This is a genomic window from Niallia laureatilytica, assembly GCF_046613985.1.
In the GTDB taxonomy this organism is placed as follows: domain Bacteria; phylum Bacillota; class Bacilli; order Bacillales; family Cytobacillaceae; genus Niallia.
Window position 1 is genome coordinate 16258 of sequence record NZ_JBKKHP010000014.1, and the last position, 18369, is coordinate 34626.

13 protein-coding genes are annotated in these 18369 nt (G+C 39.6%); 5 read left to right on the forward strand and 8 right to left on the reverse strand.

The window, feature by feature from the left end; genetic code table 11:
- Positions 1 to 43 precede the first annotated feature (43 nt).
- Positions 44 to 2113 carry a 5'-nucleotidase C-terminal domain-containing protein gene (locus ACLIJJ_RS23620; RefSeq protein ID WP_341078624.1) on the reverse strand — a complete coding sequence of 690 codons (2070 nt, stop codon included), beginning with the start codon at positions 2111 to 2113 and terminating at the stop codon, positions 44 to 46.
- A gap of 267 nt (positions 2114 to 2380) precedes the next feature.
- Here ACLIJJ_RS23620 and ACLIJJ_RS23625 point away from each other — a divergent pair, with 267 nt between their 5' ends.
- A complete protein-coding gene (locus ACLIJJ_RS23625; RefSeq protein WP_233318536.1) occupies positions 2381 to 3565 on the forward strand; it encodes a DUF4317 domain-containing protein in 1185 nt (394 codons plus the stop codon).
- A gap of 231 nt (positions 3566 to 3796) precedes the next feature.
- On the opposite strand, the gene ACLIJJ_RS23630 is transcribed toward ACLIJJ_RS23625, so the two are convergent.
- The 4 genes from ACLIJJ_RS23630 to allC all read right to left on the reverse strand — a co-directional run bounded on the left by ACLIJJ_RS23630 (position 3797) and on the right by allC (position 8662).
- Entirely contained in the window at positions 3797 to 4150 is a 354-nt protein-coding gene (locus tag ACLIJJ_RS23630; protein ID WP_251644746.1) for a hypothetical protein, read from the reverse strand.
- A 282-nt stretch (positions 4151 to 4432) separates the two neighbouring features.
- Positions 4433 to 5866, reverse strand: a complete 1434-nt coding sequence (gene proS / locus ACLIJJ_RS23635) for a proline--tRNA ligase (RefSeq protein WP_237941908.1) — start codon at positions 5864 to 5866, stop codon at positions 4433 to 4435.
- A 296-nt stretch (positions 5867 to 6162) separates the two neighbouring features.
- Positions 6163 to 7413 (reverse strand): pyridoxal-phosphate-dependent aminotransferase family protein, encoded by a 1251-nt coding sequence (locus ACLIJJ_RS23640; RefSeq protein ID WP_285854693.1) that lies wholly within the window; start codon positions 7411 to 7413, stop codon positions 6163 to 6165.
- A gap of 13 nt (positions 7414 to 7426) precedes the next feature.
- The gene (allC, locus tag ACLIJJ_RS23645) at positions 7427 to 8662 is read right to left on the reverse strand and encodes an allantoate deiminase (RefSeq protein WP_349238804.1); all 1236 of its coding nucleotides are present in this window, start codon (positions 8660 to 8662) and stop codon (positions 7427 to 7429) included.
- Positions 8663 to 8862: 200 nt separating this feature from the next.
- On the opposite strand from allC, the gene ACLIJJ_RS23650 reads away from it, so the two are divergent.
- Together ACLIJJ_RS23650 and ACLIJJ_RS23655 are read left to right on the forward strand one after the other, a co-directional pair.
- The gene (locus tag ACLIJJ_RS23650; protein WP_233318528.1) at positions 8863 to 10506 is read left to right on the forward strand and encodes a PucR family transcriptional regulator; all 1644 of its coding nucleotides are present in this window, start codon (positions 8863 to 8865) and stop codon (positions 10504 to 10506) included.
- Positions 10507 to 10631: 125 nt separating this feature from the next.
- A complete protein-coding gene (locus ACLIJJ_RS23655) occupies positions 10632 to 11957 on the forward strand; it encodes a nucleobase:cation symporter-2 family protein (RefSeq protein ID WP_396953781.1) in 1326 nt (441 codons plus the stop codon).
- Positions 11958 to 11994: 37 nt separating this feature from the next.
- Here ACLIJJ_RS23655 and ystJ read toward each other — a convergent pair whose 3' ends face one another.
- Both ystJ and rpiA read right to left on the reverse strand, forming a co-directional pair.
- Positions 11995 to 13227, reverse strand: a complete 1233-nt coding sequence (ystJ, locus tag ACLIJJ_RS23660) for an NADP-dependent malic enzyme (protein ID WP_411411788.1) — start codon at positions 13225 to 13227, stop codon at positions 11995 to 11997.
- A gap of 255 nt (positions 13228 to 13482) precedes the next feature.
- Complete coding sequence (gene rpiA, locus ACLIJJ_RS23665; RefSeq protein ID WP_411411789.1) at positions 13483 to 14160, reverse strand: ribose-5-phosphate isomerase RpiA; 678 nt, start codon at positions 14158 to 14160, stop codon at positions 13483 to 13485.
- Between the two features lie 179 nt (positions 14161 to 14339).
- Here rpiA and ACLIJJ_RS23670 point away from each other — a divergent pair, with 179 nt between their 5' ends.
- A complete protein-coding gene (locus ACLIJJ_RS23670; RefSeq protein WP_233318520.1) occupies positions 14340 to 14555 on the forward strand; it encodes a hypothetical protein in 216 nt (71 codons plus the stop codon).
- A 24-nt stretch (positions 14556 to 14579) separates the two neighbouring features.
- Here the strand turns inward: ACLIJJ_RS23670 and zupT are convergent, their stop codons facing one another.
- Positions 14580 to 15386 carry a zinc transporter ZupT gene (gene zupT / locus ACLIJJ_RS23675; RefSeq protein WP_233318518.1) on the reverse strand — a complete coding sequence of 269 codons (807 nt, stop codon included), beginning with the start codon at positions 15384 to 15386 and terminating at the stop codon, positions 14580 to 14582.
- A gap of 326 nt (positions 15387 to 15712) precedes the next feature.
- Between zupT and ACLIJJ_RS23680 the strand changes: the two genes are divergently transcribed.
- A complete protein-coding gene (locus ACLIJJ_RS23680) occupies positions 15713 to 18343 on the forward strand; it encodes an EAL domain-containing protein (RefSeq protein ID WP_411411790.1) in 2631 nt (876 codons plus the stop codon).
- Positions 18344 to 18369: the final 26 nt, after the last annotated feature.

Consider the following 18369-nt stretch of genomic DNA (forward strand, 5'->3'; position numbering starts at 1 on the left):
AGACCTAGTAGAAGCAATCTACTAGGTCTCTTTTTATCACTCTTTAAGCATGTCTTACTTTTCTATAAACCAGTACTCCAATACCAACCACAAACAGCAGTCCACCGACTAACAGCATCGTATAATTGTTTGTAGCAGTATTCGGAAGTGCATTTCCAGCTGTATTTCCAGACGTTGCTTTATCGTCTGATGTTTTGTCTGGAGTTACATTTTGGTTTTGATTATTGTCAGAACCTGGTGCTGCTCCATTGTCTGCACTGTCATCAGTCTTGCCATCATCTTTTGCTGGAATGTCATCACCATTATCGCTATTGTCGTCTGTAACTGGAGTCTCTGAACCATTATCATCATCTGAATTATCATCACCATCGTTAACTGGTGTTTCTGGTCCATTGTCATCGTCTTGATTACCGTCGTCTTCATCAACCGGTGTTTCTGGTTCCACTGCTTTTCCTAGTGTATCAATGATACGTCCTTCCAATTGAGGATCTACTTCTCCATTTAAGTTATCAACCATATAATCGCGTAGCTGCTCCCAATCGATTGCACCCATATCTTGAACTCGGCCTTCTTGATAGGCTTTAGCAAATACTTCATAACCATCTCCGCCTTTTGCGGTAAAGTTGTTTGTAGTTACTAAGTACGTTTGGTCTGCCTTAATGTCTTCATACTGTTCATTTACTTTTACTTGCATCGAAACTACGCGAGAACCAGCTTCTTTTGTGCTGTCATACGTAAATTTCATTCCAGATACATGGAGGAATCCACCGCTTTCCGCTGGCGCTAAACGCACACTATATTCTAAAATTTGTTTAATTTCCTCACCTGTCAGCTGGACAAATGCAGGATCGTTCCCAAATGGCAATACGGCAATAACTTCGCCTGTAGTAATAGGTCCTTCATCAATTGCAGCGCGGATTCCGCCCCCATTTTGCATGGCAATGACAACATTTTCATTTTTTTCTTTCGCTTTTGCAAGCATAGCATCTGTTACAAGATTTCCAAGTTCTGTCTCATTTGCCCGCACACTAACTTCACTGTCTGTTAAACGTGGGTTTAATAAAGGTTTTTTGGCAACTGCCCCTGTTTCTTGATTTGTTAAACTATCAATTTCCGCTTTATATGGCGCCAGTACAGCTGCCGCTTCTGCATCTGCTGCTTTTGATGCAACATCAATTAATTGACCAGCTTGACCGACAACTATCCCATTTTCATCAAAGTCTACCTTTAATTCTCCCAGCAATGTAGAATACTGGTATGCTTGTACAATTACAGTTGGATCCTTTGCAGCACCAGCTTCATCCGCTGTAATAACTACAGGCTCATTCAATTGTGTATGAGAATGTCCACCCACAATAACGTCAATTCCATCAACATATTTAGCTAATTGTAAGTCATTGCCCATTTCTGGATTACTGTCATAACCAATATGTGTTACAGCAATAATTTTATTAATTCCCTTACTTTCAAATGCTGCAACTGCTTCTTTTGCTTTCTCTATATAGTTTTGGAATTTCACATTAACAGGACTGGAAATATTCGCTGTGTCCTCTGTTGTTAATCCAAAGATACCAACTTTTTCTCCATTTACTTCTTTAACCATACCGTTATAAACAATTCCATCTTCAGGAGATTCTGTATAAGAATTATTTGTTTTGCTTGCCATATACGCATCACCAGAGAAATCTACGTTAGCACTTAAAAAAGGAAAATTTGCTTTTGAAACAAATTCAGATAAGGACTTATGGCCATTTTCCCCTGAACCTAAGTCAAATTCATGATTTCCAAAAATCATTGCATCAATATCCATTAAATTTAGTAGTGCTAAATCTGCTTGGCCTTTAAACTGATTGAAATATAATGTTCCTGAAAAAACATCTCCTGCGTTAAATAGTAGTGCATTTGGATCTGCAGCTCGAACCTCTTTAATTGCCGTAACCATATTTGGCATAAGGTCTGCGTGTGCATGTGTATCATTCATATGCATAATCGTTAAGGAATAATTATCATTTGATTCAGCAGCATATGTACTTGTTGGTAGAATTATAGATACCAATAATGCTAATGTTGAAAAAATACTTGCCAGTACAGCCATTTGATTCCTATCTTTCATTCTAAAATTTCCTCCTTTTTTTATCGTTAACACGACATTTATCGCATATTTTGTCAACGATTCTCCTATATTGTAGATATACTGTATTAACCTGTTGTTAAAAGTTTGTAAAACTACGTAAATCTACAATATCCTTTCAAATATTCTCTATAATACGACCTTTTTCCTCCCTTATATTCTATTAATTAAATATGTTAATATAAATGAATGACTAAAATTGTTTTGCCAAAATAGCCAATCGTGATAGCTTAGGAGTGTATAAAAATCATGAACAAGAAAGACGTAGGAAACATACGAAAACAATTCAAGATAAACAATGATAAATTGAAAATCTCTGATATTTTTAATGTCTATATCATGAAAGAATCAAGCGAAATTTTTCATTCCCAAAGCCAGCCATTCGCTATGCTTGATCAAGATCAGCAAGAGCTGTTTTTAAATAATTTTAAAAAAATGCTCGCAGGTCAAATGGATGAAAAGCTCTTTGAACTCAAATTTAAGAGAGATGCTGAGAACAGCAGCCAGCTTATTCTCCATCAAGGACTGCTAAGCAGTGAGGTCGATGATTGGAAAGACCAAATGTTAAAGATTGTAGAAAAAATGCTCGCAATCAGACAATATGAAAAAGATATTGTTGTCACTTTCATTCGCGGAGAGTATATAAAGCCGATGAAACGCCGCAGTGAAGAGTCGGAGGAAAATGAACGGGATACTGTTTTCTCTCATTCGTTTATTTTATGCAGCATCAATAACACACAAGATCCTAAAAAAGAGCTGTTGTTCGATTATGTTGATAGAGAATTTAAATACAATATCGTATTAGATCCAATCATTAATCTTCATGCTCCAATGGGCGGCTTCCTTTTCCCATGCTTTACAGACAATGCAGCGGATGTTAACCATATCCTCTATGCAGCTGGCAAGGTTCATGAACCTGACTATGCATTTATTGAAGAGGTTTTAAACGGAGAAGAAATTATGACTGCACAAGATGATAAAATTGTGTTCGAAGAAATCATAAAAGATGTAACTGGTGACCAATTAAATACCTCCACCCTCTCGAACGTTTATGAAGAGATAAACCGCATGATTACAGAAAATGAAGAAGAAGAACCGCCTAAATTGGACTCTAAAGACGTGGAACAAGTCTTGAAGATGAGCGGAGTAGAAGATATAAGCACAGAAAAAGTCGAATTTGCCTTTAAAAAGATTATCGATGATGACAAATACGAGCTCAAAGCAAGCAATATTTTGCCTAAATTCACCTCTAAATCTATTAAAATCAGTACGAAAATTGCTAATATCGCTATCAGCCCGCCAGATTTACGCTATGTTAAACAAGTAGAATTCAGCGGCAAACGCTATTTAATGATTGAAGTAGAAGAAGATACGGTGATTGAAGGATTTACGATGATTCCAGAGGCTTTTGTAGGGAACCCGAAGGATGAATGATTGAAATAATTTAGGTTCTGACTGTGCAAAGCTGCCGTCGGAACCTAAATTTTAAACTATATTATCTTTTAGTAGTCTCGACTCCTAAAATCGTTAGGAAAACTATTAGTTTTGAAAAATTCATCTGATAATTTCTAACTAACCATTCAAAAAAAATAAAAAAGACGCTTTTTCCAAAGAAAATACGCCTTTCTGAATGAAAACCAACCTGCCTATAGATTGGTTCCTCTCCTATTCATTTGCATTGGCTTCTGCTGCCACCAAATATTTGTCTAACAGTGTATCTAGGTCCTTTTCCACCCTGCCATCTTCTGCAAGCTGGCTTGCTTTTGATAAGGCGTCACTCCAGTTGCCGTTATCAATGGCAGATTTAATATCCATTAATCCAGCCACTCTTTTATGTAGATTCTGTGCTGTTTCATCCTTTGGCTTCTGCTCAAGTGCGAGTTCCAGTGACAGCAGAGCTTTTTTTAAGTCCCCGCTCTCAATTGCTGTTTTTGCTGCCTTCATGTCGTTTTCATATGTTTCCGAGCTGCAGCCCGCCAGAAACAGGGCCATTATGCCAATCACAGCCCATTTTCTCATCCGATACCCCTCCACTGCCTGATGTCCTGTCATCAACCAGCAAGGACTAAAGGCAATCTATTTTCCCATATGGCACTTCACCTTTTTTGAGAGTGAAGCATGTCATAATAACGCTTTATTTCTCCCACTATTAATGTTAACAAATAATACATGGGGGTCAATACTTCGGGTACACTACTTTATTCCTATCTATATGGTAAAAATAGCGAATAATGAAAACGTTTGTAATTTTAAGGTAGACTAACTTAAGCCGAAGGATGCTCTCCTTCGGCTTTTTCCTTATTAATAAGCTTTTGCCCAATAGACAAGTGCATCTGCTTTTTTGCCGCAGCATACACATGTATCACTGATTTTTTCTTGTTCGAAAGGCATGCATCTCGAAGTTGCTCCAGTTTCTTCCTTGATTAAATCCTCGCACGCTCTGTCACCACACCACATCGCTTTTATAAAGCCGGTTTTTGGTTGGTTTGCTCGGTTCTTAAATGCTTCAAAATCAAGGGCTTGATGGGTGTTAGCTTCGCGATGCTCGCTTGCTTTTGCGAGCAGGTTTTTCTGAATATCTGAAAGCAAGTCTTCCAATGTTTTCTCCAAGCCTTCCATTGGCACCGCCAGCTTTTCGCCTGTATCTCTCCTGACAAGCACGACTTGTTTTTGCTCGATATCCTTTGGGCCAACTTCAAGGCGGACAGGAATTCCTTTCATTTCATACTCGTTGAATTTCCAGCCTGGCTTTTTATCACTTGCATCCAAGCCTGTTCGGAAACTGCCTGCTAGCTTATCTTTTAGCTGATAGGTAAAATCAAGCACACCTTCTTTATGCTGAGCAATCGGAATAATCATCACTTGAGTTGGAGCAATCCTTGGAGGCACAACTAACCCTCTGTCATCACCATGCACCATAATCATTGCTCCGATAATTCTCGTTGTAAATCCCCAGGAGGTTTGCTGTACATAGCTTTGAGCACCGTTTCGGTCCGTAAATTGGATTCCGAATGCCTTGGCAAAATGATCGCCTAAATTATGAGATGTGCCTGATTGCAATGCCTTGCCGTCATGCATCAGACTTTCAATTGTATATGTGTATTTTGCTCCAGCAAATTTTTCCTTTTCTGTTTTCTTCCCTTTAACGACTGGAATGGCTAATATCTCCTCACATATCGCTGCATAAACATGAAGCATTTGTACTGTTTCTTTTTCTGCATCTGCTTCTGTTTCATGACAAGTATGTCCTTCCTGCCAGAGGAATTCTAATGTGCGCAAAAATGGTCTCGTTGTTTTTTCCCATCTAACAACATTTGCCCATTGATTATATAGCTTTGGCAAATCACGATAAGAATGGATAATATCTTTATAATGCTCCCCGAACAGCACTTCAGAGGTTGGACGGACACATAATCTTTCTGCAAGCTCTTCTTCTCCTCCATGCGTCACCCAAGCCACTTCAGGAGCAAAGCCTTCAATATGGTCCTTTTCTTTTTGAAGGAGGCTTTCTGGAATAAAAAGTGGCATATATACATTCTCATGGCCTGTTTCCTTAATGCGCAAATCCAATTCATTTTTAATATTTTCCCATATAGCAAAGCCATATGGCCTGATGATCATTGATCCGCGTACGCTCGAATAATCAACCAGTTCTGCTTTTGTTACTACATCGGTATACCATTTCGCAAAATCATCTTCCATATTCGTAATTTTTTCTACAAAATTGCCCTTCATCTTGTCACTCCCTTTTTTTAAAACACAAAAAGCCCTGCTTTATTAGGGACCGAAAATCGGCGGTACCACCCTAATTTAAAGCAAGGCTTTACACTCAAACATGATAACGGTTTAACACCGCTGCAGCTTATGCAGAACGAAAAAGGCAGGTTCAAAGGCCGTGCTATAGGTCCCTTTCAGCATAAAAGACCCTCTCTTCTAATAGCCGCACCGTTTTACTAATCCTTTTTATTGTTTCGTTATTTTTTTAACATGATAATCAATAGATTCATTATTGTCAATTTTCTAGAAAAATATTACGAATTTATGAATGATTTTTCTTTCTCATATGCATTTAGTGAAGCTTGAATTCCTTCTCCTGCTGAGATTTTTGCTCCATGTCTGATTAAGGCTGCTTCAAGGCTTGCCAATGCAAACAAGACATTTTCTTTTCGGCAGCTGTAGCCCATCGTTCCGATTCTCCAAATTTTCCCGTGCAGAGGACCGAATGAACTTGCAATTTCTACTCCGAAATCATTAAGCATCATGCTTCTGACTGATTCTGCCTCAATGCCTTCAGGAATCTTGATACATGTTACTGTTGGCAGCTTCGAGCCTGCGTCTCCGAACAGTTCTAAGCCCATTCCTTCAATTCCGGCAATTAATGCTTTCTCATGAAGTTTATGGCGCTTGAATCTTTGCTCTAATCCTTCTTCAAGGACAATTCTCAAGCCTTCATGAAGTGCATACAGCATAGATGTAGCCTCTGTATGGTGGTTAAGCCTTCTTGGTCCCCAGTAATCTTGAAGCTGGGCCAAGTCGAAATAATTAGTGCGGATCGCAGAAAATGCCTTTCTTTCTGCTAATTCTTGTTCTGTCGCAATGCCTCGCTCGACCTTTTTCCGTTGATTAAGGATGCGTTCCACCCGCTCATTATACGTAATTGGTGCATTTCCTGACGGGACAGATAAGCATTTCTGGTTTCCTCCGATTATAGCATCAATATACCAGTTATCTGTCTGAACATCTGTGCCGCCAATCGTTGCAACTGCATCAACAATAAACAGGACATCCTCTTCCCTGCATGCCTTGCCTATTTCTGCTACCGGCTGCATGCAGCCGGTAGAAGTTTCGCCATGGACCATCGCAACAATCTTCGGTTTCACCTTCTTCATTTCCGCAATTACTTCTTCTGGATCAAAAACCGTGCCCCAGTCCCGATGAAGCAAATGGATTTCAGCACCATATCTTTCTGCGATTTCTGTCAGCAAATGACCAAACCGGCCGTAAATCGGGATAAGCACTTTATCGCCAGGCTCGATCACACTTGCCAGTACTGCCTCAAGTCCAGATCGGGATGTACCGTCAATTGGAAATGCCCATTCATTATTTGTCTTGAAAAGTTGTTGGAGCATTTTCATCACATTGTTCATAATGTCCGTAAAGGCAGGGTCAAATTGTCCTAGAATAGGATTGGACATTGCCCGAAGCACCCTAGGGTCCACTTCGACTGGACCTGGGGTCATGATGGTTCTTAATGGTGTATTGAGTTCGCCAAACATTATCATCTCTCCCTTTCTATTAGTAAGCCAGCTTATGCAGCAACTCTATTAATACGGTAACGCCATTTTTCAAGTCTTGAAGATTGGTAAACTCATCTGGAGAATGGCTGATTCCATTTGTACTCGGCACAAACAGCAAAGCTGTCGGACAGTAGGGTCCAAATACCTGTGCATCATGACCAGCACCGCTTGTCATTGTTTTGTATGGAAGACCGGTGTCCTGCAGCACTTCTTCTGCTTGCAGCTGTAATTGGCTGTTCATGGCTACCGGCTTTACATCCAGCCATTGGTCTATCTCAATCTGAAGCCCTTTTTCATCACATTTTTCATGAAAGAATGCAAATAGACTCTCACAATATTGCTGGATTGCTTCTTCTTCATGATGACGAACATCCAATGTAAACACTACTTCCTTAGGGATAACATTCGGCACATTCGGAGAGGCCGTAATACTTCCGACCGTTGCTACTAAACTGTCAACAGCACTAGCCCTGTCCATTGCATGAAGAATTAGCTGTGACGCAATATGCAGGCTGTCTTTTCTGTACATCATCGGTGTTGTACCTGCATGATTACTTTCACCTGTAATCTTTATCGTAAAGCGGCGCTGTCCGACAATATGGGATACTACTCCAATTGATTTTTCTTCTTTTTCCAAAACCGCGCCTTGTTCAATATGCAATTCTATGAAGCAGCCAATATCCGTTCGTTTGAGACTATCACTTTCCGGGATAAACGGAATTTTATTAAGGGCTTGAGCCATAGAAATATCCGCCGTATCAAAAAGTGTCAAGCTTTCGTCCTTTTGATACCTGCCAGTGATTGACCCTGATCCCCAAAAAGCCAGCGGAAAACGGCTTCCTTCCTCCTCGCATAAAGATACTACTTCTATCGTTTTCAGCGGTTTTCCATATTTCCCAGCAAGATAATTAACAGCCAAGCAACTTGCGATAATTCCATATCCGCCGTCATATTTGCCGCCATTGACGACCGTATCGATATGAGAGCCAGTCAATATCGATTTTGCTGATTCATCTGTGCCTTCAAGCTTGCCGAATAAGTTTCCGACCCCATCAAATTGTGCAGATAAGCCAATTTGCTCCATCCTGATCTTTAAGGCTCCTTGTGCTTTTGCCCAATTTTCATCATAAAGGAGGCGCGTTACTCCACCATCTTCCGTTTGCCCATATTCAGACAGCCATTGAAGCCAGCTGTCTATTTCTTGTTCGTTCACTTGAATGGATGTTTTCATCATTATGCCTCACTTCCTCCTAGCCTTCCTACCAAGTTTTTAACTTTATCGCCTGCAAGTTAGTTTTTATTAATTAATGATAAAGACGATATTTCCTGAATTCATTAGAGACTATGTTAGAATTATCTAAATTTTTTGTGCAAATTAACTAAGTTGCCGTTATAATAAAAAGAAATAAAACGGCATATCAGAAGGAGGCTAATATGAAACTGATTGATCTTCTTAATAAACCTGCATTTCATGACATTGAAATCCTTGCTGGAAAAAACGGTTTAGGTAGGGAAATTAAAAATGTCACCATGATGGATGCGCCAGACATCATCGACTTCCTGTTTGAAAATGATTTTCTCGTCACGACTGCCTACCACTTGAAGGAGGATCCGGCACTGCTGTTGGGGCTCGTTCAATCTATGCATAAACAAAAATGCGCCGGATTGGGTATAAAAACACACCGCTTCTTAGAAAGTATTCCGGAAGAAGTTATCCAATATGCTGATACCCATCAATTTCCCGTCTTACAAATCCCGCTGGAGAAATCGCTTGGAGAAATTGTCAATACTACACTGCAATATATGCTAAATGAACGAACGTCTGATTTACTGACTGCTTTTGAAACGCATAGGAAATTTACACAGCATATTTTAAAAGGCAAAGGCATAAAAAAATTGCTTGACGATTTATCTAATATGATTGGTCAGAGGGTCATTCTGCTTGATCAGCATTTCCAAATCCATGCTTCTTCCCATTCGAAACACCCAATCAGTGAAATGATCATGAATTTATATGCAGAGGATTTCCGCCTGTTTTTAAACAGCACTTCCTGTACATGCTTTTCTTCCAGATATACAGAAGAAGTATTTGCGGCTTTTCCAATCCATACACCTATCGGCAAACCAGCATTTTTGATTGCGCTTGGCAGCCTGCCTATTCACGATAAAAATTTACTTTTGACAATTGAACAGGCTACAAATGTCCTCACCTTTGAACTTATGCGGGAAAACACGGAAAGACAATATGCCAGAAGAGCACGCAATGAGTTCTTTTTAAACATGGTAGAAGGACGAATAACTTCAAAAGAAGAAATCACCAGCAGAGCCAAAGAGTTTTCCTTAACAAACGAGCTCCCCTCTCTGATGATTCTTGGCAAGGTTGATCAAAGCAATGTCCATAAAACATTCGCACAGCACCAGCTTGAAACAGATTATCTGTATGAATTCCTCGAGACAGAAATAATAAAGGCACCTTTTCTCACGCAGCTGTTTGTAAAAGGAGATCATTGTATTCTCATCATGGAAGCCGGCGATTCTAATGTAGAATTCCGTTCACAGGCAATCGACTATTTAAAAGATCTTCAAGGTAATATAGAAAAAATCTTCAAAAAAACGATGTCATTTGGGCTCAGCAACATCAGTCACCAGCTCGTTAATATGCAGAATGCTTATAAAGAGGCATTGAGTGCTTATCATACAGGTTTGCTGTCAGCAAAATCACAGTTTATTCAAGTGCACCGTCCGAAGGATGTTTCGGAAATGCTGCGAATTATCCCAGAGAAGGATTTACAGGAGTTTTGTGATCATATCTTTCAAGGGCTGTCGAATAAGCAGCAGGAAGAAGATGCCCAAATTCTGCTTCATACATTGTCTGTTTATTTGGAAACACATTGTCAAATATCAGAAACAGCGAAAAGGCTATTTGTTCATCGCAATACTGTTATTTACCGGTTGGAGAAATGCGAAGAGCTTTTAGGAAGAAGCCTGAAAGACGCAGATACAACCTTCCATTTACGCTTGGCATTTCGAATTAAATCGATTTTGCAGGTACAGCAGCCAACTGCAGGTGTAAAGTAAACTATATTTTCTAAATATTTTGTACATTATAACCAATGACTTATTTTTACCCACTCTTTAATATGTTAATTAATATAACCTAACATGTTAGATTAATTAACATTAAGTATGAGAGAGTGATAATGATGACAAAAACAAAACTGAACAACGGGAAAATTTTTTCCTTAGGTCTTCAGCATGTGCTGGCGATGTATGCAGGAGCTATCCTCGTGCCATTATTAGTCGGGAGAGCCTTAGAGCTGACAGCAGAACAGCTTGCGTACTTAGTCGCAATTGATTTGCTTACATGCGGTATCGCCACACTATTACAAGCATGGAAAAACAAGTATTTAGGGATTGGACTCCCTGTAGTATTAGGGAGCTCCTTCGTTGCCGTCACGCCGATGATTTCTATCGGCACTAACTATGGCATTACTGCCATATATGGAGCCATTATCGTAACAGGTTTGTTCATCATCATTTGCGCACCGCTCTTCAGCAAAATTGCGAAGCTTTTCCCGCCTGTTGTCATCGGAACAGTCGTCACAATCATCGGGTTATCGCTAATACCATCAGGAATAAAAAACATGGGAGGCGGAGCTGCAAGTCCGGACTTCGGTTCTATCGAGAATCTCGCCTTATCCTTTAGTGTATTGCTTTTCATTCTTATTTTAAGCCGTTTTTCAAAAGGCTTTGTTCAGTCACTATCTGTATTAGCAGGTATTATCGTTGGAACAGCCGCAGCTGCCTTCATGGGAAAAGTCGACTTTTCTCCAGTTGCAGAAGCAAGCTGGTTCCGTTTGCCGAGTGTTTTCTATTTCGGGACACCTACATTTGAAATCGGTCCGATTTTAACGATGCTGGTGGTTGGAATTGTTATTGTCATTGAATCCACAGGCGTTTTCTTCGCCCTCAGCAAAATATGTGAAAAGCCGCTGTCTGACAAAGACTTGACTAGAGGGTATCGGGCAGAAGGTGTTGCCATCACACTCGGAGGGATTTTGAATGCCTTCCCATATAATACCTTTGCTCAAAACGTCGGCCTTGTACAGCTGTCCAAGGTAAAGACCAAAAATGTAGTAGTTGCAGCTGGCGGTATCCTAGTATTTCTTGGTTTGATTCCAAAAATAGCGGCATTTGCAACCGTCATTCCGACACCCGTTCTTGGCGGAGCAACAGTCGTGATGTTTGGAATGGTTGTATCATCAGGTATCAAAATGCTCAGTACTGTTGACTTCAGCAAACAAGCAAATCTGCTAATAATGGCTTGCTCTGTTTCGATCGGTCTTGGCGCCACTGCTGTTCCTGACTTATTTGCCCAACTTCCTTCCTTCTTGCGCATCATCGTCAGTGACGGCATTATTTCCGGAAGTCTTGTTGCCATCCTTTTAAATCTGCTTTTCAGTATGAAACCGAAAAAAGAAAAAGCTCTCCAAGAAGCAAACCCTGTTCTGGAAGGCCAATCTTCCTAAACAAAAAGGCTGCAGCTCATGCTGCAGCCTTTCATTATTAATTGCCGATGCTTGTCAGCTCAACAGTTCTGTTTAACACTTGCTGAGGATCAACTGTAATTCTTGCTACCTTTGTGTCCATCGCGGCACTAGCTACCGCTGCAGCTACTGCAGGGGCAACACGCGGATCGAATGGACTTGGGATAACATAATCTGGATTTAATTCGGACTCTTCTATCAAATCAGCAATTGCACCAACTGCAGCTCGCTTCATTTCCTCGTTAATATCTGTCGCACGCACATCTAATGCTCCACGGAAAATTCCCGGGAATGCTAGCACATTATTCACCTGGTTCGGGAAGTCAGATCTTCCAGTTCCGACAACGGCAGCTCCTGCAGACTTCGCCTCAGCTGGAGTAATTTCTGGAACCGGGTTTGCCATCGCGAAAATAATGGCATCCTTATTCATTGTTGAAACCATCTCACTCGTTAATGCACCAGCAACTGATACGCCAATGAATACATCTGCGCCTTTTATCACATCACTTAAAGAACCAGATTCTTTGTTTATATTTGTATAAGCAGCAACAGATTCCTTCACTGCATTCATCCCTTCAGGACGACCTGTGTAAATTGCCCCTTTTGTGTCACACATAATCATATTTGTAACCCCGTATGAGTAAAGCAGCTTTGTAATAGCAATCCCTGCAGCTCCTGCTCCATTTAAAACAATCTTAATATCTTTCCATTCCTTCTTAACAATTTTTAAGGCATTCAGCAGTCCGGCAACTGTGACAATCGCTGTTCCATGCTGGTCATCATGAAAAACAGGAATGTCCAATTTCTGCTTAAGACGCTCTTCGATTTCGAAGCATTGTGGTGCTGCAATATCCTCCAGGTTGATTCCGCCAAAGCCGGCAGCCATTAACGAGACTGTCTCCACGACCTTATCTGGATCTGTAGTGTCTAGAGCAATCGGGAATGCATCCACTCCTGCAAAACTTTTAAAAAGAATAGCTTTCCCTTCCATTACAGGCAAAGAAGCAGCTGCTCCGATATTGCCCAAACCAAGAACTGCAGTGCCGTTTGTTACAACACCAACCATGTTTCCTTTCATTGTATAATCATAAACCGTCTCAGGCTGCTCATGGATTACCTTGCAAGGTTCTGCCACACCTGGTGAATATGCTAAACTCAAATCCTGTGCATTCTTCACCTCTACCTTTGCGTTCACTTCCAATTTACCTTGTTTTTCTTGATGCATTCTTAAAGCATCTTCTCGTAATGACATAGAATTCTCTCCCTTTCGCTTATCCATCAGAAGCCTTTCCCAAATAAATACGGAAGCACTTCTGACCATTTTTCCTTTTATAAATTATCCATGTAACGATGATATAACTTACAAAATGAAATGGAAACTTTAATAAAGTAAAAAAAACGGAGATATTGTGAGGATTTTATGAACATTCTTAGACAGCAGGAAAAAACCTCTAACAAAGTTAAAGGTTTTGGTTGGAAGCAGACATTTCTTACTTCTTAAAATAGATTATTCCAGCTTGTCCAAAAGGATTGCCTGTTTATCCTCGCCGATTGTAATTACATGCTTGACCATATCGACAAACAGGCCGTTTTCAACAACACCTGTTATGTTATTCAATTCTTTTTCCAGCTGTTCCGGGTCTTTTATTTCACCGAATCGGCAATCAATGATATAGTTGCCGTTATCGGTAACATAAGGACTGTCCCCTTGCATTCTTAATGCGGTCTGACAGCCAAAGCTTTGAATATACCCTTCTGTTTTACCAGCTCCAAACGGAACTATTTCAACAGGAAGCGGAAATTCCCCTAAGCTTTGCACCACTTTTTTGGAATCAGCAACCACTACAAACTGTTTGGAAGCCTTTGCAATTATTTTCTCTCTCAGCAAAGCTCCGCCTCCGCCTTTAATCGCATGAAAATAATGATTTATTTCGTCCGCTCCATCAATCGCTACATCAATCGTTTTTACCTCATCTAAAGACAGAAGCGGTATACCTTGCTCTTTGGCCAGTTTTTCTGTTTGGACAGAAGTCGCCACACCTGTAATCTTCAGCCCTTTCCGGACCATTTCGCCTATTTTTAAGATTGTATAGTAGACTGTTGAACCTGTACCTAATCCAACTACCATGCCATCTTTAACATAATCAACTGCCGCCTTTTCACCTACTGCTGCTTTTTCATTCATTGCTTTCACCCCGTTAATTGGTAAGAATGCTTGTCTCCATCGTAATACAAAAAAAGAGGAATTTCCATTAACTCCTCTTTTTTCATTAGATTATCTAACAAATATCGCATCTTTTGAAACATCCACAAGGGGTTTATCGTATAATCAATGATAAGACAATTTCTAGAAGGAGGTTCATAATGACAGGACTAGTCGCAGTAATCATGGTATTCGCCATTCCTATTATCGCCATTGTTACAGAACACTCAAAGGATAAACTCAAATTAAAACGAAAAATGATCCAAGATGAAATCACCCTTGAAAAGTTGAGGCATGAGAATTTTTTGCTGGAAACAGATAAAATGAAGCTTGAAGTTGAAAAAATGGAAATCGAAAATAAAAAGCTTTTAAAATAAGGTAGCACCTTGCTGCTATGAATCTTAAATAACTAGCAGCAAGCTGACTGCCATAACAGCCATACCCGTAACTAGACCGTAAATCGACAAGTGGCCTTCGTCATATTTCTTTGCGGCAGGCAATAATTCATCCAAAGATATGAAAACCATGATTCCTGCAACTGCTGCAAATATTAAACCAAACATAAGATCATTCAAAAATGGCATCAAAATCAAGAATGCCACGACAGCGCCGACCGGCTCTGCAAGACCAGATAAAAAGGATAATTTGAATGCCTTTTTTCTGTCTCCTGTTGCAAAATAGATTGGTACGGAAACGGCAATTCCCTCAGGAATATTGTGAATGGCTATTGCGATAGCGATGGCAACTCCAAGTGCTGGATCCTGCAAGGCAGCAGTAAATGTAGCAATACCTTCCGGAAAGTTATGAATTGCGATGGCAAGCGCTGTAAATGTCCCCATTTTCAACAGAGCTGCGTCTGTCGTTTTCTTAGGAGATGTCAAATCTTCAACCTTCTTCAATTCATGTGGATTCCCCTGTTCTGGTACAAACTTATCAATTAATGCTATCAGTAAAATCCCTGCAAAAAAACCACCGACAGTGAGCCAATTCCCCTGCTGTTCCCCTAAATAACTGACGAGTGAATCCTTCGCTTTTACAAAAATCTCAATCATCGAAACATAAATCATTACACCTGCAGAAAATCCAAGCATCCATGACAGGAATTTAGTATTCGTTCTGGAAGTAAGTAATGCAAGCAAACTTCCGATACCTGTTGCAAGACCAGCTAATAAGGTTAACCCAAAAGCTAGCAGTAAATTATCCGGCATTGTCATTCCCCTTTATTGAAGTTTTTTAAGCATTCAGCTAATTGGCAATTTAACGTTTGTTTACTCCATTTAAAAAAGTTTCCCTTAGGAAAGATTTTAAATGTATATCAACAATACGTCAATTAATATATATGCATTTTTTAGGCAAATGTTCATATATTGCGCAAAAAGGACAAGTTTCTCTAAAAAAAACGCTTTTCCTAAAAGTAAGCCATGCACCTTTAGAAAATAGTACCAGCTAATTAATTTCCTTATTCTGTGGGAATAACCTATATTTTCGTTTATAATGAGACAAAATACCCAATTAATAGTCGTGAGGAAAAAGGATGAGCAAGTTGAAAGTTACATACAGAATCGGTATCGGAGTTTTTATTATTGTCAGCTATATATTAATCTATTATGGTGTTTTGCTGTTTGGAACAGACAGTCACATAACTGTGCTGAGCAGTAATATTTTATCGGCTGCAGGTGCGCTCATTTCCACTGCTGTGTTGTTCTTTTCTTATCGAAAAAGCAGCACACCTGAAAAAATTCTTTGGTTTTGGCTTGCCAGCGGCACATTTACGTACTTTATCGCAGAGCTGATTTGGTTGTATCAGGAAAGTATTTTGCGTCAAACGGTTCCATTCCCAGATTACAGCGACATCTTCTACATGCTGCAGATTTTCTTTTATTTAACTGGTTTCCTCCGTTACTTCAGCATGCAAAGAACCTTGCTCCGCAGTGTTCAGCTAATTTTTGAATTAATGATTGTAATGATTGTTGCATTCTGTTTAAGCTACTACTTCCTTCTTGAACCTTTGCTGAAAACAGAAGGTTATACAGGAATTTTTCTGGCTACAGCAATCGGATACCCATTAGGTGATCTTGCCTTATTGATTGGAGCCTTATTAATCCTATTTTCCATTAAAGAGCTGCCACTCAGAACAAATTTAACGGTAATTTTAATAGGAATACTCGTGCAAATTGCCGCAGATACGGGCTATATGTATTTGCTGTTTGTCACTAAATACAATACGGGAAGCTATTTTGACCCTTTATTTATTTTATCTTTGCTGATTATCGCATTAGCGAGCATTGCTGCAAAAAGGACTCCAGCAGCAGCTATGACCAAAAGACGGAGATACGATTTTTTACAAATATTTATTCCATATTCTGCCCTCTTATTTTTTATATGTTTTATTATTATCGTCGATCATCATCATCCTGTTTTGGCAATTGGAGGCCTCTTATCCGTTTTCCTTATCATGGCAAGACAGATTATCATTTTGGCAAATTATAAAAGGCTGCTTAAAACTGCGAGCACAGACAATCAAAAATTCATGTCCTTGTTCAAGTTTCATCCAGATGCTGCAATGACACTTGATTTACAAGGCAATATTATTGAAATAAACAACGCTTTTGTCAGGATGGCTTATGAACCTATAGAATCCTTTTTAGGAGCTTCCTTTTTTCATATATTCAAAGAAAAAAGACAGGTTGTTGAGAAAAGCTTTCATATCGCTCTTCAAGGCCTGCATCAAAGCTTTGAAGTGGATTATCGGGATGATTTTGGCAAAAGATATTTTTATTATATAACCTTCATTCCAATGTATATAAACATGGAAGTTGCCGGCGTATTTGTCATCTCAAAAGATATTACAAACGCTATTGCAAGCAATGAACGAATCCAGTTTTTAGCTTATCATGATTCACTGACCGGATTAGCAAACAGAGCTTATTTTGAAGAGTCGCTGCGAAAAGGGATTAAATCAGCAAAATCAGGCTTAATGGCTGTTATTTTCATTGATTTTGACCGTTTTAAAGTGATTAATGACTCGTTAGGGCATGATGCTGGTGATGAATTGCTTGTATCAATCTCAACAAGGCTGAACTCTGTCATCCACCCTGGTGACATACTCGCCAGATTGGGCGGTGATGAATTTACGATTTTGTTAAAAAACCGTAAAACAGAGGACGAAATCATAGAGCTGCTTGAACAAATGATGAAAGCATTAACACCCGCTTACTTCATTAAAGAAAATTATGTTGTCACAACTCCAAGCATGGGCATTTCTTTATCAGAAGGAACAGAAAAAAGCGCAGTCACCATGATGAAACAAGCAGATATTGCGATGTATTACTCAAAAAAGAATGGAAAAAATCAATATAATTTCTATAAGCCTGGAATGGAGGGTGTGTCTGAAAATCACTTAAGACTAGAACAGGATTTGCATCACGCTATTCAAAATGATGAGTTCGTCCTTTATTATCAGCCGCAAGTGGATACTCAGGAAGATCTTATATACGGTGCAGAGGCGTTAATCAGATGGGAGCACCCTAAATTAGGATTGCTGACACCATTTCATTTTATTGATCTTGCAGAAGAAACGAACTTAATCATTCCGATTGGAGAATGGATCATAAAAGAAGCGTGCAGACAAGGCAGAGTTTGGCATGACAGCGGGAATTTAATTCAAGTATCGATTAATATTTCACCGAAACAATTTCAATCAAGTGACCTTGTTGATTTCATTGCTGCTTCAGTAGCTGAATCAGGCTTTGATCCAAACTACTTAATTATCGAAATTACAGAAGCGATTGCCATGAACCAAATTGAAAAAACAGTGGCCACCATGCACAGGCTGAAAGAATTGGGTGTCCGAATTTCAATAGATGATTTCGGCACAGGTCATTCCTCCTTGTCCTATTTAACGGAGCTGCCGATTGATGCCCTGAAAATCCCGAGAGAATTTGTTCAAAATCTTGGGACAGAAACGAATAACGCCATCGTTCATACCATTATCACTTTAGCTAATAACCTGAATCTCAACCTTGTAGCAGAAGGTGTCGAACTGAAGGAACAGCTTCATTTGCTGCAAGAAATGGGTTGCTACAGCATTCAAGGTTTCTTATTCTCCAAGCCTGTTAAAGCACAGGAGGTATTAATGCTAACTGAAAGTCGACAGCTATACTAAAAAAGGAAAATCCATCGAAAATGATG

Bases quoted from the DNA above. Each gene is read 5' to 3' on its own strand.
- ACLIJJ_RS23625 (WP_233318536.1), top strand. From the start codon at position 2,381: ATGAACAAGAAAGACGTAGGAAACATACGAAAACAATTCAAGATAAAC.
- ACLIJJ_RS23680 (WP_411411790.1), top strand. From the start codon at position 15,713: ATGAGCAAGTTGAAAGTTACATACAGAATCGGTATCGGAGTTTTTATT.
- ystJ (WP_411411788.1), bottom strand. From the start codon at position 13,227: ATGTCATTACGAGAAGATGCTTTAAGAATGCATCAAGAAAAACAAGGT.
- rpiA (WP_411411789.1), bottom strand. From the start codon at position 14,160: ATGAATGAAAAAGCAGCAGTAGGTGAAAAGGCGGCAGTTGATTATGTT.
- ACLIJJ_RS23650 (WP_233318528.1), top strand. From the start codon at position 8,863: ATGAAACTGATTGATCTTCTTAATAAACCTGCATTTCATGACATTGAA.
- ACLIJJ_RS23630 (WP_251644746.1), bottom strand. From the start codon at position 4,150: ATGAGAAAATGGGCTGTGATTGGCATAATGGCCCTGTTTCTGGCGGGC.
- ACLIJJ_RS23655 (WP_396953781.1), top strand. From the start codon at position 10,632: ATGACAAAAACAAAACTGAACAACGGGAAAATTTTTTCCTTAGGTCTT.
- ACLIJJ_RS23640 (WP_285854693.1), bottom strand. From the start codon at position 7,413: ATGATAATGTTTGGCGAACTCAATACACCATTAAGAACCATCATGACC.
- zupT (WP_233318518.1), bottom strand. From the start codon at position 15,386: ATGCCGGATAATTTACTGCTAGCTTTTGGGTTAACCTTATTAGCTGGT.
- ACLIJJ_RS23670 (WP_233318520.1), top strand. From the start codon at position 14,340: ATGACAGGACTAGTCGCAGTAATCATGGTATTCGCCATTCCTATTATC.
- proS (WP_237941908.1), bottom strand. From the start codon at position 5,866: ATGAAGGGCAATTTTGTAGAAAAAATTACGAATATGGAAGATGATTTT.
- ACLIJJ_RS23620 (WP_341078624.1), bottom strand. From the start codon at position 2,113: ATGAAAGATAGGAATCAAATGGCTGTACTGGCAAGTATTTTTTCAACA.
- allC (WP_349238804.1), bottom strand. From the start codon at position 8,662: ATGATGAAAACATCCATTCAAGTGAACGAACAAGAAATAGACAGCTGG.